The organism is Hymenobacter sp. AT01-02 (assembly GCF_000961955.2).
Taxonomy (GTDB): Bacteria; Bacteroidota; Bacteroidia; order Cytophagales; family Hymenobacteraceae; genus Hymenobacter; species Hymenobacter mucosus.
Genome location: NZ_JZIR02000030.1, coordinates 84,221 through 104,120, shown reverse-complemented (window position 1 = coordinate 104,120; position 19,900 = coordinate 84,221). Strand labels below are relative to the sequence as shown.

Genomic DNA, 19,900 nt, shown 5'->3' with positions numbered 1-19,900 from the left:
CGGAGCCAAAACCATCCAGTTTTTCACTTATGGGCCCGAGTATGCCTTTCCGGGAAACTGCTATTCAGAGAACCTAGCCGTTTTCAAACCTCTTGCTACTGGCATGCGACTGGTTGCTAAAGCAGAAGACCTCCTGTTTCCGGGGAAAATGAAGACTTCGCCGGTTGCCATCCTAACCCCCCAAAGTTCGCCTTTATGGGATTTAGAGGAATATAAGAATCCGCCCCGGATTATTGATGGCACCAACCCGTACATGGATGCTGGCCGCATGGGGTATATGGTGGAGATGCACGGCCTTTTTCTGGCCTTACAGCACAGCGCCATTCCCGTTCGTTTCGTGGATGAGCAGAAGCTTACGGAGTCTGATTTTCAATCCACGAAAGTGTTATACGTAACCGCCCCCGATCTACCTGCCGAGGCGGCAGAAGGTGTGCTTCAATGGGTGCAGAAGGGTGGCACCTTGGTTATGGCTGCCGGAACAGCAGGCTTTGACCGGTACCACCAACCCCTGCAAACCCTAGAGCAAGCAGCGGGCGTACGGCCGGCAGCCCCCATTCGGATGCCTGCTTTTCAGTATGCCGACGCGAAAGTAACTGGGCAGCTTACCTCCACTACTGCTTTGCCCGTGTTTGGGGAGAGAGAAAAGCTTGAATTATTACCCCGCGGAGCCAACCAGGCCCGGCTGGCGCTTCGCTTCACGGATGGCACTCCTGCCCTCACGGAAACGAAAGTAGGCAAGGGGCGGATTCTGCGTTTTGCCTGTTATCCAGGTCTTTCCTATCGTCATTCCGCAACCGAAAATACAAATGGACTGCCCAGTGGCTTCTCAGAAGGCTGGCGCCAGCTGATTGTCCAGCCCGTTCGGGATGCGGGAGCAGAGCTACCCGTTCACGTTAGCAAGCCCCTGGTTGAAGCGCCCGCACTCTATAGTTCCACTGGAGTAGCCGTAACCCTCTTAAACTGGCGGGGAACGGCGCAAGAAGTACGGGTAACCGTGGCCGCAGACCGTCCTGTGCGCCGGGTACAATCGGCGGAGCGGGGTCCGTTACGCTTTCAGCAAAGTGGCAATAAGGTCACCGTTGACCTTCCTCTCGGGGACGTAGATGTCCTACAGGTGTACTATTGAGGCAGACTGAAGTCCCACTACTACTATTTTGCACAGCTACAAAAAGCCCCACGCTCCTTTTCTACTAGAAATGGAGGCGTGGGGCTTTCTGACTATAGCTAGGTGCTTACTCGTTAAAATATCGACCCATAGGCGGCACAGCCTTCGCACCAGCCAAAGAAGTTGCGTAGCCGCTCGTTCTTGATGCGCTTCTTTAGCAGCTTACGGGCCTTGCGGGCGGCCTCCTTAACGGGAGACGCAGTTGGAGCGGCTACGTGGTTGCGGAGCGTGAGGTAGCGCCGAAATACAAACGTACGGACCAGGGCAAACGGACTCGGTGCGGTGGGGTGCATGGCGTTTGGAGGTTGATGACTCTTTTAAGATACAACTTTATCTCACTAAAAGTCAAGGACAACCTGATTATGTGCTTTGCTAGGGAGCTTTGCCAAGCTACGCAGTTATATAGGTGCAGCAGCGCCGCCAACGCTATTTCCTATCTATTCTTCTTAGTCTACCAGCCATGACAAACGCGGAATTTCACTTGGCCATTGGGCGCATTCGGCGTCTTCACTGGATGCATTTTCCCGTGCAGGCGCTTGTCATGCTGGGCGTGGTGCTGGGCGCTAGTAGCCAGGTCGGCGTAGGCTCTGGGAGCCAAACGCACTTGGCCTCGTGGCCTGCGCTGGTGCTGCTGGCGGCCTTGGTGCCCGTAGTAAGTATGCTGCTCTACATCATTTCTCGGCGCCTACGACCCAACATACGACGGCTAGCCGAGGAAAATATGCGTATTTACCAAAGCCGAATCTTCCTTCGCAACAGCTTACTTAGTTTGCTTGGCTTGCCGCTGCTGGCTTCCTACTTCCTCACGCGGGAGGTGCTAGAGCTGCTAGCCTGTGGTGCGCTGCTGTTGGGAATGTGCTTGGCAACGGTTCCTACAGCCAAAGAGTACCAACGCTGGCTGCTTCGCTAGAAGCCCGCTTCTGTGCTTGGTTTGATTTGCTGCCTTCTCTATTTGTTTTCCATGACTGCCGACTCCGACCTCCTACCTGTTTCCTTACTTCTTAACGGCCGCGAATTCTTCTACGCCGACATCCAGCAATATCCCGCCAACTCTCCTACCGACCTGAACGGCTACGAAGCCCGCGTACTCGACTTCTGCCGGCAATGGCTGAATGGAGCCCAGGAGTTCGGGCTGCGCACCTCGGCTCTACCGGCCAACCGCAGTCCATTACAATGTCGCGGCGGCAACTGGAAGCTTCGGCCCGCCGCACGGGCGACTACTTTGACCTGGGCCCCGGCGACCGAATGCTGGTATGCTTAAACTGTGAGTTTGTGGGCGGACTGATGATGCTGGTTCGCGCTTTCGAGCGCCGCATGCACCTAACCATTGTCGAACCACAGGCCGACCCGTTGGCACTTGTGCCCCCCAAAGCAGAGTTCGATTTCACATCTTTTGTACCCCTGCAATTGCGGGCGGTGCTAGCGGCTGGTCATACCTCCCGGCTAAACCGCATGAAAGGTATTTTGGTGGGCGGGGCAGCAGTAGAGAAGAGTTTGGAACGCGAAGTGCAACAGCTGCGAGTGCCCGTGTACGTAACCTACGGCATGACGGAAACGGCCTCGCACATTGCTCTGCGCCGCCTCAATGGTTCCGCGCCCACTCCCTACTACCACGTTCTGCCCGGCATTCACGTGGCCCAAGATCAGCGCGGGTGCCTCACCGTGCGCGCCGACGTAACCCAAGACCAGCTCATCACCACCAACGACCGAATTCAACTGGTAGATGCGCACACGTTTGAATGGTTAGGCCGCGCCGATTTTGTCATCAATAGTGGTGGGGTGAAGGTGCAGGCTGAGAAGGTAGAACTAGTACTGGAGGTAGCTCTTACTGAGCTCAACCTTGGACGTCGAGCCTTCGTGGCTGGCCGGCCCGACAAACGCCTAGGCGAGCAGGTGACGGCCTATTTGGAAGGGAAGGCTCTCTCCACTACGCAGCAGCAGCAACTACAAGAGCTTCTTAGCCAGCGCCTCGATAAGTACGAAGTACCACGGGAATACGTAGCTGTTCCGGCCTTCAGCACTACTGCCTCGGGTAAATTAGACCGCCTTTCTACCATTCGCAGCTTAACAGCGGCACCACTCTAGCGCAACGGCGGCAAGACTTTAGGTGGCTATGTATGGGTAGGCGTGTGGACAATTGCTGCCTGCGCCTACCCATGCATAGCCGTTGAATTCTATATTCTGCCCAGAATGCTATAAGATTGTTAGATGCTTTTCACTCTCCCTTGCTTTTGTGCATGAAACACCTCCTTACCTCTCTATTACTGGCCGGTGCCATGGTAGCTTCCCAGCACTCTGCCTTCGCTCAGCAGGCGCCCTCCGTACGGCCGCTACAAAACGAACCCGTACGTTATGAGTACTGTGAGCTGATGCACACGGGGGCGCTAAGCAAAGGCAAACCCGAAAAGACCAAGACCGATGACATTTACGTGGACTTCGGCTATGGCTATGAAAAACTAGGAGGATCGGAGCAGATGAAGCGGGAGGCCGGCAAGATGGATGTATTTGCTACCCCCATCAGTGCCGTAAACTACATGGGCAGCCTGGGGTGGGAGATTGTGCAGATTATGGAGACGCCTACCACCCCGGGCAGCAACGATGCGGGCCGCTACGTGCGCCGCTACATGCTACGCCGCCTCTTAACGGCCAAGGCAGTAGCCGTGCCCCGCTAGCCCAAGGCGCAAGACTCTTACGCACCCCCAGCTTCATGTTTTTAGAAAGCTTGAAGCTGGGGTTTTGTAGGCCTTACTTTGCCGGCATCAAGCCTTGTTGCGAAAATAGGCGTTCGTGTCCGCGCACGACTTTGATGAAGTCTCCCAGAAACAGCTTGACGCGCCCCGAGAAAATGATACCACTAAGCTGGTCATCAGGGCGTTTTCCGGTGAAGGCAATTTGCCGGTAGCCGGTCCCTGCTCCTACCCCTACCCACCGGAAAATGCGGTAGTGCGCCGCTACGGAGGGTTCTAGGATGTAGAGCACCCGCGAGCTGCTGCGTTGCACACTGTTGTTGGGCAGGTAAAACTTGGTATAGTAACTCCCCACCCCCAGTTGCAAAGGGGCACTTACTTCCCACCGTGGGTTCCCAATAAATACGTACTCGCCGTACGCTACCATGTAGCGAAACCGAACGTCGTCGCGGGTGCCCGCGGGCATGCCTTCGGGTAGCGGAATGCGCGTAGGCACGCCCCCAGAGAGGCGGTAGAACCCCAGCCCGGCCCGCCAGCGGCCCCGCCACTCGATGCCGCCCTTGAGCCCGTTGATGCCGACTACTTTGCCATTCAGAATAGAAAACCGCTGGTCGAACTGAAATACTGCCCGGCGGTGACTCTGCCGCACAAAAGTAGAATCGTAGGCGGGTGCAGCGGAGGGTTCAGTGGCCCACACGGGCAAGGCAGCCAGCAGCGGCGGCAGTAAGAGCACAGGCAAACGAAGGGTACTAGTAATTTCCACGGCGCGAAGGTACAACTGTGGAGTGCGGAATGTACTAGCCACCCACGCGGCTCACCCCACCCACTTCGGCGGTTGGCCACTTGCTCTTGGCGCTTCACCCTGGTTCTTACTGCTTAGTGCTGGATTTCCGTGCATGTTTGCGTGTCACCTAGCCCTAGCCCCATGTCCGTCACTCCCAACTTTTTATTTTCTCTAGCTAACCCGCTTGCTATGGTAGGCTGGGTATTGCTGGTAGTAGCCCCCCGCTGGTCGGGCACGCGCCGGTTGGTACACAGCGGGGTGCTGCCTCTGCTGTTGGCGTTGGGTTACGCCTTGCTTATTGGCTTTCATTACCTCAGTGCCCAGGCAAGCGAAGGTGGGTTTGCCTCGCTGGCTGAGGTAGCCAAGCTATTCCACGACCCGTGGGCCCTGCTGGCTGGCTGGGTGCACTACCTGTGCTTCGATTTGTGCCTCGGCATTTGGGAAAGCCTTGACGCTCAACGGCGCGGCGTAGCGCACTGGCTGCTGGTGCCGTGCCTGCTCCTGACCTTCCTCCTTGGCCCCGTAGGCTGCTTGTATACAGCATTGTGCGGCGCCTCCGTGGCCGCCACGCTACAGATTCAGCTCTATCCCTTCCCCTTTAACCAAGCAGTAGTATGTCTACCAGTCTGCCGCTGAAAACACCAGCTACTCTTGCCGGCACATCGAGCAAGCCGCGCACAGCCTCCGCCCTAGCCGTAGTAGCCGATTACCTACGGGTGCTGCATCGGGTTAACCCAGTATTGTCTTGGGCGGGTTGGGCGCACGTCGCACTCCTGCTGGTATGTATTGCACTACTCCCCTTCGACCACCGAATGGTTACGGGCCTACCTGTGTGGGTGAAGCCAGCCAAGTTTGTACTTTCAGACCTGCTGTATATCTGGACGCTAGCGTGGCTCCTGGCCGACTTGCCTGCTCCGGCTCAGCGCACGGTTCGGCGCATTAGTTGGGCCGTGGCCGTGAGTATGGGAGTAGAAATCCTGTGCATAGTTGTGCAAGCGGGGCGCGGCACTACGTCCCACTTCAATGGCGCTACCGCTACCGACGGCATGATCTTCAGCCTGATGGGGTTGTTCATCATGGTCAACACGGTAGTTATCATTTGGGCGGTGTTCTTGGTATGGCAGCATCGGCTCCACGGCTCCGAGGCCTACGTGTGGGGCGTACGGCTGGGGCTAGCCTTATTTCTGGTAGGTAGTGTGGTGGGTGGCATGATGGTTCACCTCAACCAACACACCGTGGGCGCCCCCGACGGAGGCGCGGGCCTGCCTGGCCTGGGTTGGAGCACCCGCGCCGGCGACCTGCGCATTGCCCACTTTCTGGGCTTGCACGCCTTACAAGCTATACCCCTGTTGGGGTGGGTTTTAGGTCGCCGCCAGTTGCAACCCCAACGCGCTGTTTTGCTCACGTGGGTGGGAGCCGCCTTGTACACTACGGCAGTAGGGCTGCTGTTTGCGCAAGCTATGCACGGCATACCCTTTATACGATGGTAAGCCAGCCAAAAACTGAGTGTAGTTTATTCAAAAGCCCAGGGGAGCTGCCAGTTGTGTACCTGGCAGCTCCCCTGGGCTTTTGAATAAGCGTCGATGTGCTAGGGCTCACACGGCCCGGTAGGTTGGCTACTTCAGCTTGCTAAACTTACGCCGAATTATCTCCTGCACGGGCACATTCTCAATTTTGCTTTCCAGCCAAGAAATGATGTCTAGGTACAGGAAGGGACGCCGCTCAAAAGGATTTTCTGCAATGCGAATAAGCTTGTCTTTGAGCTGAATGAATGCATCCTTGAGCTGGGAAGGCGCTACGTCGCCGAGGTTGCGAAGAAACTGGAAAATGGCCACCTGCATCTGCTGCTGGTCGTTCATCTTGCCCAGGAAGCGGTATACGGAGCGCACTTGGTACTCCAAGGCTTCGTCGCGGCCGGCTTCGTAGTGCGCAATGAGGTTGAGGATGCGAGCAAAGCACTGAATATCCTCGCGCAGACTGATATCCTTGAAGTAGATTACCTTATTGAGGTACTCAATAGCTTTGTCGGGCTGTCCGCTACCGAAGTAGAGGCTGGCAATCTTATAGTAAAATACCAAGCGGCGGTGCGAGTCTAGCTGCAGCCGGAAGTGGTCGAGCCCGGCCAGCAAGTCGGGTACAATAGTTAGGCCCTCCGTAAACTGCCCGCGCATGAAGTAGCCGTTCAGCCGGTTGGTGTAGATGTACAGAAACAGCAGCATCTCCACGTTGGGGCTGGTACGCCGGTCGGGGTCAGCCGAAAAAGCTTCTAATTGCGCCAATACCTGAGCAAACTTACTATAGTACAGTAAGTTGTGCGAAGTTATTAGCAAGTTGTGCAGCCCCTTGAGGTAGAGCATATTCTGCTGCTCTCGCATGATGGGATGGTGCTCAAACAGATCGACCCACTTTTGAGCGTAGCGGAAACACAGTCGAAAATCCTGTGTGATGGTATAGTACCACACGTGCGCTTGGTAGTAGTACAGCTGCTCAAAGAAGCTGGCCTGTCTGAGGTCCAGCGGGGGTAGCTCCTTGTGGAAAAAGGCCGTGGCCCGCTCATAATCCTGCTGATTGCGGGTGTGCCCTATTTTGAGGTACAGCCCGTACATGCGCAGCGCCAGGTTCGATAGTTCGTGCTCCCGGGCTACGTGGCTTACCGTGACAGTTGCTTCCTCTGAAAGCTCCTTAGCCCGGTCGCGCAAACTACGTGTAATGTACTGACCTTCAATCATTTTTTCGAAGTCAAGCACCAGTAGCACAATGTGCGGCATGCCCGCTTGGTGGGCGGCGGCTTTCACTTTCTCCAGCATCCGCAGGCTCTGCTGGTAGAGGCCGCGGTTGTAGAGTACACGGGCGTAGTCTAGCTGCTCGTGCAGTTGAATATCCAGGTTCTGCCCCGCGTGGTACATGCGCAAGCTGGCTAAGAGCTGCCGATACAGGTTAGCCTTGAGGTTAGCGACTTGTACTTTCTTAATGGCAGGCACTCGCGCTAGTACCCGTTCCTCGTCGTAGCGCTCCATATCGTCGAGGGCGTCGAAAAGCTGTAGAAACTTTAAGCCATCGGTGGAGCCCTGCCGGTTGGCGAATAACCGGAAGTGCCGCTTTTCGGTGCGGGTCAGGGACTTAATTAGTTGAAAAACCGGGTCGCTACTTTCGCTGGGCATTGTAGTTTACCAAAAGGCAAGTGTTTGAATGTAAGCATATTACAGACAATAGTTTCTAAATTAGAAATAGTAGATAAGCTGGAAAAAAGTTTTCATAGCCTAGTACTGCCGCTGTACTTGCACTCAGTTAGCCGGTGTAAATATGCCATGCACGACTGTTTAAAACGCTCTGCTTACCGAATAATTTCTTTCGTAGCGCCGAGCTTTTATCCACTGATCATCTGAAACGAAAGTTCTCACCTTCTTTTTGCGCTTTTACCCGCTCACCTAGCTTATGCAGCCGATTCTGCTACCCGTCGTGCTCGTCATTATTCCGCCGCTCCTGGGCTGAGAGCTACCGTTTTGTTTCCTCTACAAATCAGCCTTTCCAAGCCCTAAGCGCAGAAAGGCTTTTTAGTACCCCTTTTTCATTTCTCCCTTCTCCCAAATCACAATGTACTTCACCAGTAACACCGTCGCTTTTCTGGATGGCGAGTTTGTGCCAGCCGAGCAGGCCGCCTGCGGGGTCTACGCCCAATCGTTACATTACGGGTATGCCGTGTTTGAAGGTATTCGGTCCTACAACACACCCAACGGAGCGCAGATTTTCAAGGCCGAGGAGCACTATGAGCGGCTGCATTACTCGTGCAAATCTGTGGGGCTGCCCCTGGAGTACTCGGTGGAGGAACTAACGCGCATCAGCTACGAAGTACTGGATCGCAACAATCTGACTGACGCCTACATCCGCCCCCTGGTATACGCCGCTACCCCCAACATGAGCCTCAAGGTGGCGACCACCAGCAACGTACTGATTGCAGTGTGGGAATGGGGTAAGTACCTCGGCGACCAGCTTCTGCGCCTTTCCGTTTCGCCCTACCAGCGCCCCAACCCCAAAGCAGTGCCTATTGAGGCGAAGGTATCGGGCCACTACGTCAACTCCATCATTGCCAGCTCCGAAGCCAAGGGCCGCGGCTATGATGAGGCGCTGCTGCTCGACATGAACGGCTACGTAGCGGAGGGCCCCGGCGCCAACTTCTTTTTCGAGCGCAATGGGGAGCTGTTCACGGCCCCGGCTGGCAGCATCCTGCGCGGCATCACCCGCAACACCATCATTGATTTGGCCCGCGAAGCCGGTATTACGGTGCACGAGCAGTTCTTCACGCCAGATGAGCTGCGCACGGCCTCGGCAGCCTTCATGACGGGCACGGCGGCGGAGGTTATCGGTGTTGCTTCGGTAGACGACGTGACCTTTGATACGCCCTTCCAGCAAACCATTGGGGGCATGTTGGCCAGCCACTACCACGCCCTCGTGACCGGCCAAACGGCCACCCGCGCCGCCAGCTTCGCCAAGCAGCAGTAGGTGGCGCACCCGGCGTCGACGCGTGCGTGGCAGAACCCCTACTAGTACCTCCAGAACCCCCCAACTCTTTCTAATGGCCCTGAATAAATATAGCCGCATTTACACCCAGGACGACAGCCTGCCGGCGTCCCAAGCCATGCTCATTGGCTCGGGCCTTTCAGATGCTGATCTGCACAAACCCTTTGTGGGCATTTGCTCCACCGGTTTTGAAGGCAACACCTGCAACATGCACCTCAACGGCCTGGCCGACCAAGTGAAGGTAGGCGTGCAGGAGCAGGGCCTGGTGGGGCTGCGGTTTAACACCATTGGCGTTTCGGATGGTATTACCAACGGCACGGCCGGCATGCGCTACTCCCTGGTTTCCCGGGAAATCATTGCCGACTCCATTGAGGCCATGGCTGGGGCACACAACTACGATGCCTTAGCCTGCGTGATGGGCTGCGACAAAAACATGCCGGGCGCCCTTATTGCCATGGCGCGCCTGAACCGGCCAGCTCTGATGGTGTACGGGGGCACTATCAAAGGCGGCACCTTCAAGGGGCAGCAGCTCAACATTGTATCGTGCTTTGAGGCCTACGGCAAGAAGCTGCAGGGGCAGATATCGGACGAGGATTACCGAGGCATCATCCACAACGCCTGCCCGGGTCCGGGAGCGTGTGGGGGCATGTACACGGCGAATACTATGGCGGCGGCCATTGAAACGCTGGGCATGAGCGTCCCGTTTTCCTCGTCCTCCCCGGCCGTCAGCGCCGAGAAGCAGCAGGAGTGCCTCACGGCTGGTGCCTACCTGCGCCGCCTGCTCGAACTCGACCTCAAGCCCCGCGATATTCTGGTGCGCGAGGCCTTCGAAAACGCCCTCGTGATGACCACCGTGCTCGGAGGCTCTACCAACGCGGTGCTTCACCTCATTGCTATTGCTCATGCGGCCGGCGTGCCGCTGTCCATGGAGGACTTTCAAGCCGTTAGCAACCGTACTCCGGTGTTGGCCGACCTCAAGCCCAGCGGCAAGTACCTAATGGAGGACCTATCGGCCTGGGCGGGGTGCCGGCCGTGATGAAAACCCTGCTAAACCAAGGGCTTCTGCATGGCGACCTACTGACTGTGACGGGCCAAACCCTGGCCGAGAACCTCGCTGATGTGCAGCCCCTGGGCGCTGAGCAGGATTTGCTACGCCCCCTGGATAATCCCATCAAAGCTGATGGCCACATCCAAATCCTGTATGGCAATTTGGCCTCCAAGGGCGCGGTAGCCAAAATCACTGGCAAGGAAGGCCTTCGCTTTGCGGGGCCGGCCATCGTGTTCAACTCCGAAGAGGAACTAAACGAAGGCATCACCCAGAATAAAATCCAGCCCGGCCACGTGGTCGTGATTCGCTACGTAGGGCCCAAGGGCGGACCCGGCATGCCGGAAATGCTCAAGCCTACCTCAGCCATTATTGGGGCGGGCCTGGGCGACAAAGTAGCCTTGATTACAGACGGGCGCTTTTCTGGCGGCACCCATGGCTTCGTTATTGGGCACGTGTGCCCGGAGGCCTACGACGGTGGTACCATTGCGCTGGTAGAAGATGGCGACTGGATTGTGCTGGACGCCAGCACCAATACCATGGATGTGCAGGTAGATGACGCCTTGCTGGAGCTACGCCGCCAGCAGTGGCAGCGGCCCCGGCCCAACGTGCTACAAGGCGTGCTGCTGAAGTATATCCGCACGGTTAGCGACGCAAGCCGCGGCTGTATCACCGATTATCAGGAAGACTATGTACACGAACCAGCAACCCCAGCCCGTGCCAACCTCGCCTGAAATAGCCGTAGCCGCTACGGAATCGGCCACCCGTACCTTGTCGGGCGCTGAGGCCACCCTGCTGGCCCTGCTGGCGGAAGGCGTGGACACCGTATTTGGCTACCCCGGCGGCGCCATCATTCCAATTTATGATGCCCTCTACGACTTCAAGGAGCAGCTAAACCACGTGCTGGTGCGCCACGAGCAGGGCGGTATTCACGCGGCGCAGGGTTACGCTCGGTCGTCGGGGAAGGTGGGCGTTGTATTTGCTACCAGTGGCCCCGGTGCTACCAACCTTGTCACCGGCTTGGCCGATGCGCAGATTGACAGCACCCCGCTGGTGTGCATCACCGGGCAAGTATTCGCGCACTTGCTGGGTACCGATGCCTTCCAGGAAACCGATATTCTGAACATTACCACGCCCGTTACGAAGTGGAACCACCAGGTAACGGACGCCAGTGAAATTCCGGCGGCGCTGGCCAAGGCCTTCTACATTGCCCGCAGTGGCCGCCCCGGCCCGGTGCTCATCGACATTACCAAGAACGCGCAGATTCAGAAAGCCGACTTTGAGCCTACCAGCCTTGCAACCACATCCGCAGCTACCGGCCGCGGCCACTGGTGCGCCCGGAGTATATAGCGCAAGCGGCTGAGCTCATCAACAAAGCCAAACGGCCGCTAGTGCTCTGGGGGCAGGGTGTGCTACTAGGCAAAGCGGAGCAGGAATTTGCGCAGTTCATTGAGAAAAGCGGTATCCCGGCCGCCTGGACCATTCTGGGGGCTGGCGCGCTACCCACGGGGCACCCGCTAAACGTGGGCATGCTGGGCATGCACGGCAACTACGGCCCCAACGTGCTGACCAACGAGTGCGACGTGCTCATTGCCATTGGCATGCGCTTCGACGACCGGGTGACGGGCCGCCTCGACAAATACGCCAAGCAGGCGCAGATTATTCACCTCGACATCGACCCCACGGAAATCGACAAGAACGTGAAGGCAACGGTGCCCGTGTGGGGCGACTGTAGGGAAACCCTCCCCCTACTTACTCAGCTAGTGGAGGCCCGCACCTACCCCGAGTGGCGGCAGCGCTTCCTAGACCACGACGCCGAGGAAATAGCCGCCGTTATTCAGGAGGAGCTGTTTCCGACGTCTGACGAGCTGACCATGGGCGAGGTAATTCAGCACCTGAATGAGCTAACCCAGGGCAATGCCATCATTGTAACCGATGTGGGCCAGCACCAAATGGTAGCCTGCCGCTACGCCAAGCTCAACCACACGCGCAGCAACATCACCAGCGGGGGCTTGGGCACTATGGGCTTTGCGTTACCAGCCGCTATTGGGGCCAAGTACGGCCGGCCCGACCGCACCGTGGTAGCCGTCATTGGCGACGGCGGCATTCAGATGACAATTCAGGAGCTGGGCACCATCATGCAAACGGGCGTGAATGTAAAAATCCTCCTGCTCAACAACCAGTTTCTGGGCATGGTGCGCCAGTGGCAGGAGATGTTCCACGACCGGCGCTATTCCTTCGTGGACATTGCCAGCCCCGACTATGTGACCGTAGCCAAGGGCTACAGCATTGCCGGCCGCCGCGTGGACACCCGTGCTGAGCTACATGCCGCTCTCCAGCAAATGCTGGAACACTCCGGCTCTTTCCTGCTGGAAGTAATGGTAACCCGCGAGAACAACATCTTCCCCATGGTGCCACAAGGCTGCGGGGTTGGAGAGATCAGGTTGAAGTAGAACGCTTTGAAAGCCTAGCAGAACGTCATACTGCGCTTGCCGAAGCATGACGGACTATTTAGTCAATAATATGACCCAGCAACCCATCGACCGGCAGGAGTACAACATCACGGCCTACACCGAGAATCAGGTGGGGCTGCTGAACCGTATTGCCATCATCTTCTCCCGGCGCAAAATCAACATCGAAAGCCTGAACACCTCTCCTTCGGAAATTGAGGGTATTCACCGCTTCAACATTGTGGTGGTGGAAACGGAGGAGGTAGTGCGCAAGATTGCCCGCCAGATTGAGAAGCAGGTGGAAGTCCTAAAGGTGTACTTCAACCCCAATGAGGACGTCATCTGGCAGGAAATGGCGCTCTATAAAGTACCTACCGATATCATTGCTGAGCGGGCCCTGGTAGAGCGGCTGCTACGGGAGCACGGGGCCCGGGCCGTAGTGATTCGCAAGGATTACACGGTGTTTGAAACCACTGGCCACCGCGAGGAAACCGACAAGCTGCTGACGGTGCTGCAACCCTATGGCCTCATTGAGTTTGTGCGCTCAGCCCGCATTGCCATCATCAAAGGCAGCGAGGGGTTCCACCACAAGCTCCGCGAGTTTGAACGCATAGAGCCCGGCCAGGAAGTAAGCGAAAATGACTACCTCAACAGCCGAGATAAGGTGTTTACGATGTAGGACACTCAGTACCTACAGAACGGTCCTGCTGAGCCTGCCGAAGCAGTTTTACCACTTCAACCGCCTACCCTACCGAGCTTGATAGGACATCTGGCCTGCACCATTGGATTGCAACACCCCATCAGCACGCGAGATGTCTCGACAAGCTCGGCATGATGCACGAAAGCGGCAAAAACAACCACTTAATAGCCCAGGGTTTAAACCCTGAGCCAGTGAACAACAACGACACATTTTCATCTTCCAACCCAATACCCAACATCATGGCAACCATCAACTTTGGCGGCGTAGAAGAGCACGTAGTTACCCGCGACGAATTTCCCTTGGAGAAAGCCCGCGCGATTCTGAAAGATGAAACCATTGCCGTAATTGGCTATGGTGTGCAGGGCCCCGGCCAAGCACTAAATCTACGCGACAACGGCTTTAACGTCATCATTGGGCAGCGCCGTGACTCGGCCTCCTGGCAGAAAGCCGAAGCCGATGGGTGGGTAGAAGGCGAAACCCTTTTCGACATTGAAGAAGCCGCTGAGCGGGGCACTATCATCGCTAACCTGCTTTCCGATGCTGGTCAGATTGCGGTGTGGCCCACCCTGAAGGCTAAGCTGACAGCAGGTAAGACCTTATACTTCTCCCACGGCTTCGGTATCACCTTCAACGACCAAACGAATATCATTCCGCCGGCAGATGTGGACGTAGTTCTGGTAGCTCCTAAGGGTAGCGGCACCAGCCTGCGCCGTCTGTTTGTGGCTGGTGGCGGCCTCAACTCGTCGTTTGCGGTGTACCAGGATGCTACTGGTCAGGCGTACGAGAAGGCGGTAGCCTGGGCATTGGCGTAGGCTCAGGCTACCTGTTCGAAACCGACTTCAAAAAAGAAGTGTACTCTGACCTCACCGGCGAGCGGGGCGTGCTCATGGGTGCCTTGGCTGGCATCATCGAAGCCCAGTACCAAGTGCTTCGCCAGCGGGGCCACTCCCCTTCGGAGGCGTTCAACGAAACCGTGGAAGAGCTTACCCAAAGCCTCGTGCCGCTGGTAGGCGAAAACGGCATGGACTGGATGTTCAGCAACTGCTCCGTAACGGCCCAGCGCGGCGCCCTCGACTGGAAAGGCAAGTTCCGCGAGGCAACTCTGCCCGTGCTAAATGAACTGTACGACAGCGTAGCGTCGGGTGCTGAGGCGGCGCGCACCATCCAGCGGGGCTCTACTCCCGGCTACCGCCAAGAGCTGGAAGCTGAGCTGAAAGAAGTGCGCGACTCGGAGCTGTGGCAGACGGGCGCCACAGTGCGCGAGCTTCGCTCGAAGGCGACCGAAAAGGTAGAAGAACTTAGCTAATCAACGACGAATATCCGTGAAGGCTGGCCGCAACGCCAGCCTTCCGGCTTTTCAACCTCCACCCCTTACTATGCAGTGGAACGCCAACTCATACACCCAGAAGCACGCCTTTGTCTTTCACTATGGTGCAGGTTTGGTTGATGTACTAGCACCCCAGCCTGGGGAAGTGGTTCTGGATCTGGGGTGCGGGTCGGGCGAGCTGACGCAGGAAATAGCCAGCCGCGGGGCAGCCGTAGTGGGCTTGGATGCCTCAGCCACTATGCTTACGAAAGCCCAACAGCAGTTTCCTGGTCTCGATTTTCAGTTGGCCGACGCTACCTCGTTTGAGCTACCAAGCCGCTTCGACGCCGTATTTTCCAACGCCGTGCTGCACTGGGTGCCCCAGGCCGCGGCAGTTATTCGGCATGTGCACCACCACCTGAAACCAGGCGGCCGGTTTGTGGCCGAGTTTGGTGGTCAGGGCAACGTAGGCCGCATCGTACAAACTTTGCTGGCGCAGTTACACCGCCACGGCTACCCCCAGGCTCAAGCTGATTGGTGGTATTTTCCCACGGTAGGTGAGTACACTGCCTTGCTCGAACAGCAGGCTTCCGGGTGCGGCTGGCCCAGCACTACGACCGGGACACGCCCCTAGCCGACCCCAAAAGGGGCCTGCTCGACTGGATTGAGCAATTCGGCGACAACTTTTTTCGGGGTGTACAGCCCGCCGATACGGCGGCAATCCTAGCCGCAACCGAGGCCGAATTACGGCCCACGTTATTCCGAGAGGGGCAGTGGGTTGCGGACTACAAACGCCTGCGCATTGTGGCCGAGACGCAGCGCTAACTCAGCCAGCCCTTCCGGCCTTACTTCAGTTTACCCTATGGAACAAGATACCCTCACCTCCGCCCTGGCGGTACGCCTAGAAAACGTGGAACGCGCCGCGCGCACCCTGGATGGCGTCATCTACAAAACGCTGCTGCAGCACAATCTGGCTTGTCGGATGCGTATGGCGCGCAGGTGTACTTAAAGCGCGAAGACTTGCAGGTGGTTCGTTCCTACAAAATTCGCGGGGCCTACAACAAGATTGCCGGCCTTAGCCCAGAGCAGGTGTCGCGCGACGTAGTATGCGCTAGTGCCGGGAACCACGCCCAGGGCGTTGCCTACGCTTGCCAGCTGCTGGGTATTCGCGGCCACATCTTCATGCCTGCCAACACGCCGGCGCAGAAAGTGAGCAAGGTGCGCCTGTTTGGTAAAGAGCAAGTGGAAGTAGTCCTCATTGGGGCTACGTTCGATGACACCTACCACGCGGCCAAGGCTTTCTGCGACGAGCGAGGCAGCAGCTTCGTGCATCCCTTCGATGATATGGCCATTGTGGAAGGTCAGGCCACTGTGGGCTTGGAGGTTCTGCGCGACGCGCCCAACGCTATTGACTTCGTATTTATGCCCATTGGCGGCGGGGGACTGGCTTCCGGCGTAAGCAGCGTATTTCGGCAGCTCAGTCCGGGTACTAAGCTCATTGGCGTGCAGCCCCTAGGGGCGCCCTCTATGCAACAGGCCCTGCAAAAAGGCCAGCGTCAAGCCCTAGAGCACATTGAGAGCTTTGTAGATGGGGCGGCCGTGAAGTGCCCCGGGGAGCTGACGTTTGAACTGTGCCGGGAGCTACTGGACGAGGTAGCCCTAGTGCCGGAAGGTCAGGTGTGCGAAGACCTGCTGAAGATGTACAACGAGGAGGGCATTGTGCTGGAGCCAGCCGGCACGCTCAGCGTCTCAGCCCTGCACCAGTACGCCGACCAAATTCGGGGTAAGACGGTGGTATGCGTGCTTAGTGGCTCCAACAACGACATTACGCGCATGGAGGATATCAAGGAGCGGGCCATGCGCCACCAGGGCCGCAAGCATTACTTCTTGGTCACCTTCAACCAAAAGCCCGGGGCCCTGCGCCGCTTCGTCAACAACGTGCTGCAAGAGGGCGACGACATCATCCAGTTTCAGTACATCAAAAAGAATAATAAGGAGAAAGGTCCGGTCTTCATCGGCATTGAAGTGCAACGCCCCCACGACGTAGAAGGCATTCAGCAACGCATGGCCGCCGAGGGTTTCGGCTACGAATATTTGAACGGCAAGCAAGATTTCCTGAGTCTGCTGGTGTAGAGCACTGGGGTTAATGCATAGCACTGTCTTCTTATCTGGATGGCAGAGGTACTCGGGTGTGTAGGTGGTACGGAGAACAGCTTTCCGTATGTCCTATCGAGCGAGTACAGCCTTGGCTCTAGTGCGTTACTGAATCTTGGCTCTTCTCATTCAAGTAGGGAAGCGTGGTTTTCTGTCGTTTGCTACTCCAGCCTGCCCGGTATCCGTAGCCCGCGGTTCTTTTGCTTGTTGGCCGTCGTATCCACACAAATGTTTACCCGTTGTATATCAACTAATTACAAACAAGTAATCAAGTTTTAGAAATAGTAGGCGTGCCGACAGACTGTTTTCACGGCCACGTTTAGGCCATGTACTTGCGGGTAGCATTTTAGCTGATAGAACCTTACGACATGGCAACTCAGAAAATCCACATCTTCGACACGACCTGCGCGACGGGGAACAGGTGCCGGGCTGCAAGCTGAACCGGGACGAGAAACTGCTGATTGCCCGACAGCTAGAGCTACTCGGCGTCGACGTGATTGAGGCAGGTTTTCCGGTGTCAAGCCCCGGCGACTTTGCGGCGGTGGCGGCCATTGCGGCGCAAACGCGCCATGCTACCGTCTGCGGCCTTTCGCGGGCGGTAGAAAACGATATTATTACGGCGGCCGAAGCGCTCAAATCGGCCCGGTACCCGCGCATTCATACAGGCATCGGCACCTCGGAGTCGCACATCAAGTTTAAGCTGTGCACCACGCCGGAGAAAATAGTGGAGCGGGCCGTGGCGGCCGTGAAGCTGGCCAAGTCCTTCGTGGAAGACGTGGAGTTTTACGCCGAAGACGCGGGCCGGACCGATAATGAGTTTCTGGCCCGGGTTTGCGAAGCGGCTATTAAAGCCGGCGCTACCGTGCTCAATATTCCTGACACCACTGGTTACTGCCTCCCCAGTGAGTACGGCGCCAAGATTAAGTACCTGGCCGACAATGTGCGCGGCATTGAGCACGTGCGCCTTTCTACCCACTGTCACAACGATTTGGGCATGGCGACGGCCAACTCCATTGCGGGCGTACTCAACGGAGCTCAGCAAGTAGAGTGCACCATCAACGGGGTGGGCGAGCGGGCTGGCAACACGGCCTTGGAAGAAGCCGTGATGGTACTCCGCCAGCACCCCTACCTCAACTTCGAGACGGGCATCAATACCAAATTGCTCGCCGAAACGTCGGCCATGGTGTCGCACCTCATGTCGATGCCGGTGCAGCCCAACAAGGCGATTGTGGGCGCCAACGCGTTTTCGCACTCTAGCGGCATCCACCAAGATGGGGTCATCAAGCACCGCGAAACCTACGAGATTATTGACCCACGCGAAGTGGGCATGCCTGATTCTGCCATTGTGCTCACGGCCCGCTCTGGCCGCGCCGCGTTGGCGTACCGTCTCCAGAAGATTGGCTACGACTTTGACCGCAACGCCCTCAATAAAGCCTACGCCTCATTTCTGGTCTTGGCCGACCGCCAAAAGGAAGTCGTGGATGAGGATTTGCATGTGATGGTGGAACAGGAAAACCTCATTATCGTCGAATAACCCTCCCCTTGCCTACTCCCTAGCCCATTGCATACAACATGCTAGGAGTAGGCATTTTACCGCCCCCAGGCTCAGGTGCCGGCGCCTAGGCCCAGCAGCATTTACCCCCATAATAAGCAGAAGCCTACCCTAGCCTCTGCCCCACCCCTCTCTCATGGCTAAGACCTTATTTGATAAAATCTGGGACGCGCACGTGGTGCGTGAAGTAGCCGGCGGCCTCACGGTGTTTTACATCGACCGCCATCTGATTCATGAAGTGACGAGCCCCCAAGCCTTTGACGAGCTGACGGCCCGCGGCCTGACCCTGCACCGCCCCGAGCAGATTGTAGCCACGGCCGACCACAACGTGCCAACGCGCTACCAAGATCAGCCCATTCAGGACCCCTTGTCTCGCTCGCAAGTAGATAAGCTGACGGAAAACTGCGCTAAGTTTGGGGTAGAGCTGTACGGCTTGGGCCACCAGTACCAGGGCATTGTGCACGTAATTGGGCCGGAGCTGGGCATTACCCAACCGGGCCTGACCATGGTATGCGGCGACAGCCATACTTCCACCCACGGCGCCTTCGGTACTATTGCTTTCGGCATTGGCACCAGCCAAGTGACTCAAGTAATGGCCTCCCAATGCCTGCTGCTGGATAAACCCAAGCGCATGCGCATTACGTTGGATGGCGACTTGCGACCCGGCGTAACGGCCAAAGACCTGATTCTATACGTGATTTCTCAGCTGGGCACCGGCGGGGCCACTGGCTACTTTGTAGAGTACGCGGGCAGCGCCATTCGGGCCCTGAGCATGGAAGGCCGCATGACCATCTGCAACATGAGCATTGAGATGGGCGCCCGCGGGGGCCTCATCGCCCCCGATGCTACCACCTTCGACTACGTGAAGGGCCGCCGTTTTGCCCCCCAGGGCGAAAACTGGAACCGGGCCGTGGCTTACTGGCAGACGCTGTACTCAGACGAAGATGCCATATTCGATGCCGAGCAGCATTTCGATGCCTCGGCCATTCAGCCCATGATTACGTATGGCACCAACCCGGGTATGGGCATTCCGCTGGCCACCAGCATTCCGGTGCTGACGGGTGGCAGCGAGGCTACGAGCTTCGATAAGTCGTTGCAGTACATGGGTTTCCAGCCCGGCGAGTCGCTGCTGGGCAAGGAAATCAATTACGTGTTCATTGGCAGCTGCACCAACTCGCGCATTGAGGACTTGCGTACGGTAGCGGCCTACGTGAAGGGTAAGCAGAAAGCCGCGCACGTGGAGGCCATCATTGTGCCCGGCTCTAAGCAGGTAGAGCAGCAAGCCATTGCCGAGGGCATCGATAAGGTATTAGCCGAAGCAGGCTTTGAACTGCGCGAGCCGGGCTGCAGCGCCTGCCTAGCCATGAACGACGACAAAATTCCGGCTGGTGCCTACTGCGTTTCAACCTCCAACCGCAATTTCGAAGGCCGCCAGGGCCCCGGCGCCCGCACCCTGCTGGCTAGCCCACTCGTAGCGGCCATTACCGCTGTAGAAGGCCGCCTAGTAGACATCACCCAGTATTTGAACTAGAACTAAGC

The 19,900-nt window shown here is 57.3% G+C and carries 18 protein-coding genes and 3 pseudogenes; 18 read left to right on the top strand and 3 right to left on the bottom strand.

From position 1 onward, the window contains the following. Nucleotides 1-148: 148 nt before the first annotated feature. A complete protein-coding gene (locus VI25_RS12365) occupies nt 149-1,126 on the top strand; it encodes a hypothetical protein (protein WP_161806934.1) in 978 nt (325 codons plus the stop codon). A gap of 113 nt (nt 1,127-1,239) precedes the next feature. Here VI25_RS12365 and VI25_RS12360 read toward each other — a convergent pair whose 3' ends face one another. Then, nucleotides 1,240-1,458 carry a hypothetical protein gene (locus tag VI25_RS12360; RefSeq protein WP_045688668.1) on the bottom strand — a complete coding sequence of 73 codons (219 nt, stop codon included), beginning with the start codon at nt 1,456-1,458 and terminating at the stop codon, nt 1,240-1,242. A 167-nt stretch (nt 1,459-1,625) separates the two neighbouring features. Between VI25_RS12360 and VI25_RS12355 the strand changes: the two genes are divergently transcribed. The 4 genes from VI25_RS12355 to VI25_RS12345 all read left to right on the top strand — a co-directional run bounded on the left by VI25_RS12355 (nt 1,626) and on the right by VI25_RS12345 (nt 3,837). Continuing rightward, nucleotides 1,626-2,075 carry a hypothetical protein gene (locus tag VI25_RS12355; RefSeq protein ID WP_055562535.1) on the top strand — a complete coding sequence of 150 codons (450 nt, stop codon included), beginning with the start codon at nt 1,626-1,628 and terminating at the stop codon, nt 2,073-2,075. Nucleotides 2,076-2,126: 51 nt separating this feature from the next. Next, on the top strand, nt 2,127-2,426 hold the full coding sequence (locus tag VI25_RS26880) for a hypothetical protein (protein ID WP_236705035.1): 300 nt from the start codon (nt 2,127-2,129) through the stop codon (nt 2,424-2,426). Then, on the top strand, nt 2,339-3,250 hold the full coding sequence (locus VI25_RS12350; RefSeq protein WP_055562534.1) for an AMP-binding protein: 912 nt from the start codon (nt 2,339-2,341) through the stop codon (nt 3,248-3,250). Before VI25_RS26880 ends, VI25_RS12350 begins: the two co-directional genes overlap by 88 nt. Nucleotides 3,251-3,402: 152 nt before the next feature. Next, entirely contained in the window at nt 3,403-3,837 is a 435-nt protein-coding gene (locus VI25_RS12345; protein ID WP_045688670.1) for a hypothetical protein, read from the top strand. A 73-nt stretch (nt 3,838-3,910) separates the two neighbouring features. Here the strand turns inward: VI25_RS12345 and VI25_RS12340 are convergent, their stop codons facing one another. After that, nucleotides 3,911-4,591 (bottom strand): hypothetical protein, encoded by a 681-nt coding sequence (locus tag VI25_RS12340; protein WP_143437125.1) that lies wholly within the window; start codon nt 4,589-4,591, stop codon nt 3,911-3,913. Nucleotides 4,592-4,777: 186 nt separating this feature from the next. Here VI25_RS12340 and VI25_RS12335 point away from each other — a divergent pair, with 186 nt between their 5' ends. After that, nucleotides 4,778-5,272, top strand: coding sequence for an ABA4-like family protein (locus VI25_RS12335; protein WP_082455523.1), 495 nt, complete (start codon nt 4,778-4,780; stop codon nt 5,270-5,272). Then, nucleotides 5,251-6,126, top strand: coding sequence for a hypothetical protein (locus VI25_RS12330; protein WP_052695218.1), 876 nt, complete (start codon nt 5,251-5,253; stop codon nt 6,124-6,126). The genes VI25_RS12335 and VI25_RS12330 overlap by 22 nt, the downstream gene beginning before the upstream one ends. Before the next feature lie 126 nt (nt 6,127-6,252). Here the strand turns inward: VI25_RS12330 and VI25_RS12325 are convergent, their stop codons facing one another. After that, nucleotides 6,253-7,797 (bottom strand): hypothetical protein, encoded by a 1,545-nt coding sequence (locus VI25_RS12325; protein ID WP_045689863.1) that lies wholly within the window; start codon nt 7,795-7,797, stop codon nt 6,253-6,255. A 433-nt stretch (nt 7,798-8,230) separates the two neighbouring features. Between VI25_RS12325 and VI25_RS12320 the strand changes: the two genes are divergently transcribed. From VI25_RS12320 to leuC, 11 genes and pseudogenes are all read left to right on the top strand, one after another. Continuing rightward, nucleotides 8,231-9,136 (top strand): branched-chain amino acid transaminase, encoded by a 906-nt coding sequence (locus VI25_RS12320; protein WP_045689862.1) that lies wholly within the window; start codon nt 8,231-8,233, stop codon nt 9,134-9,136. 73 nt (nt 9,137-9,209) lie between these two features. Next, nucleotides 9,210-10,933, top strand: a pseudogene (ilvD, locus tag VI25_RS12315) (dihydroxy-acid dehydratase). Next, a pseudogene (ilvB, locus tag VI25_RS12310) lies at nt 10,890-12,652 on the top strand (biosynthetic-type acetolactate synthase large subunit). Before ilvD ends, ilvB begins: the two co-directional pseudogenes overlap by 44 nt. 46 nt (nt 12,653-12,698) lie before the next feature. Next, a complete protein-coding gene (gene ilvN, locus VI25_RS12305; protein WP_236705034.1) occupies nt 12,699-13,328 on the top strand; it encodes an acetolactate synthase small subunit in 630 nt (209 codons plus the stop codon). Between the two features lie 260 nt (nt 13,329-13,588). Beyond that, nucleotides 13,589-14,655 (top strand): annotated as a pseudogene (gene ilvC / locus VI25_RS12300) (ketol-acid reductoisomerase). A 70-nt stretch (nt 14,656-14,725) separates the two neighbouring features. Further along, nucleotides 14,726-15,289 (top strand): class I SAM-dependent methyltransferase, encoded by a 564-nt coding sequence (locus VI25_RS12295; protein WP_236705033.1) that lies wholly within the window; start codon nt 14,726-14,728, stop codon nt 15,287-15,289. Continuing rightward, nucleotides 15,250-15,480 carry a hypothetical protein gene (locus VI25_RS26875; protein WP_236705032.1) on the top strand — a complete coding sequence of 77 codons (231 nt, stop codon included), beginning with the start codon at nt 15,250-15,252 and terminating at the stop codon, nt 15,478-15,480. Before VI25_RS12295 ends, VI25_RS26875 begins: the two co-directional genes overlap by 40 nt. A gap of 37 nt (nt 15,481-15,517) precedes the next feature. Further along, nucleotides 15,518-15,664, top strand: coding sequence for a hypothetical protein (locus VI25_RS28520; RefSeq protein ID WP_316934322.1), 147 nt, complete (start codon nt 15,518-15,520; stop codon nt 15,662-15,664). Next, nucleotides 15,631-16,788: a threonine ammonia-lyase IlvA gene (ilvA, locus tag VI25_RS12290; protein WP_316934321.1), complete on the top strand. Its 1,158-nt coding sequence runs from the start codon at nt 15,631-15,633 to the stop codon at nt 16,786-16,788. Before VI25_RS28520 ends, ilvA begins: the two co-directional genes overlap by 34 nt. 442 nt (nt 16,789-17,230) lie before the next feature. Then, entirely contained in the window at nt 17,231-18,343 is a 1,113-nt protein-coding gene (locus VI25_RS12285; RefSeq protein WP_052695458.1) for a 2-isopropylmalate synthase, read from the top strand. A 154-nt stretch (nt 18,344-18,497) separates the two neighbouring features. Next, nucleotides 18,498-19,892, top strand: coding sequence for a 3-isopropylmalate dehydratase large subunit (gene leuC, locus VI25_RS12280; RefSeq protein WP_045689859.1), 1,395 nt, complete (start codon nt 18,498-18,500; stop codon nt 19,890-19,892). Nucleotides 19,893-19,900 lie beyond the last annotated feature (8 nt).

What these genes read in the sequence shown, in the direction of transcription:
- VI25_RS12365 (WP_161806934.1), top strand. Translation starts at nt 149, where the DNA reads ATGAAGACTTCGCCGGTTGCCATCCTAACCCCCCAAAGTTCGCCTTTA.
- VI25_RS12360 (WP_045688668.1), bottom strand. Translation starts at nt 1,458, where the DNA reads ATGCACCCCACCGCACCGAGTCCGTTTGCCCTGGTCCGTACGTTTGTA.
- VI25_RS12355 (WP_055562535.1), top strand. Translation starts at nt 1,626, where the DNA reads ATGACAAACGCGGAATTTCACTTGGCCATTGGGCGCATTCGGCGTCTT.
- VI25_RS26880 (WP_236705035.1), top strand. Translation starts at nt 2,127, where the DNA reads ATGACTGCCGACTCCGACCTCCTACCTGTTTCCTTACTTCTTAACGGC.
- VI25_RS12350 (WP_055562534.1), top strand. Translation starts at nt 2,339, where the DNA reads ATGTCGCGGCGGCAACTGGAAGCTTCGGCCCGCCGCACGGGCGACTAC.
- VI25_RS12345 (WP_045688670.1), top strand. Translation starts at nt 3,403, where the DNA reads ATGAAACACCTCCTTACCTCTCTATTACTGGCCGGTGCCATGGTAGCT.
- VI25_RS12335 (WP_082455523.1), top strand. Translation starts at nt 4,778, where the DNA reads ATGTCCGTCACTCCCAACTTTTTATTTTCTCTAGCTAACCCGCTTGCT.
- VI25_RS12330 (WP_052695218.1), top strand. Translation starts at nt 5,251, where the DNA reads ATGTCTACCAGTCTGCCGCTGAAAACACCAGCTACTCTTGCCGGCACA.
- VI25_RS12325 (WP_045689863.1), bottom strand. Translation starts at nt 7,797, where the DNA reads ATGCCCAGCGAAAGTAGCGACCCGGTTTTTCAACTAATTAAGTCCCTG.
- VI25_RS12320 (WP_045689862.1), top strand. Translation starts at nt 8,231, where the DNA reads ATGTACTTCACCAGTAACACCGTCGCTTTTCTGGATGGCGAGTTTGTG.
- ilvN (WP_236705034.1), top strand. Translation starts at nt 12,699, where the DNA reads ATGACGGACTATTTAGTCAATAATATGACCCAGCAACCCATCGACCGG.
- VI25_RS12295 (WP_236705033.1), top strand. Translation starts at nt 14,726, where the DNA reads ATGCAGTGGAACGCCAACTCATACACCCAGAAGCACGCCTTTGTCTTT.
- VI25_RS28520 (WP_316934322.1), top strand. Translation starts at nt 15,518, where the DNA reads ATGGAACAAGATACCCTCACCTCCGCCCTGGCGGTACGCCTAGAAAAC.
- leuC (WP_045689859.1), top strand. Translation starts at nt 18,498, where the DNA reads ATGGCTAAGACCTTATTTGATAAAATCTGGGACGCGCACGTGGTGCGT.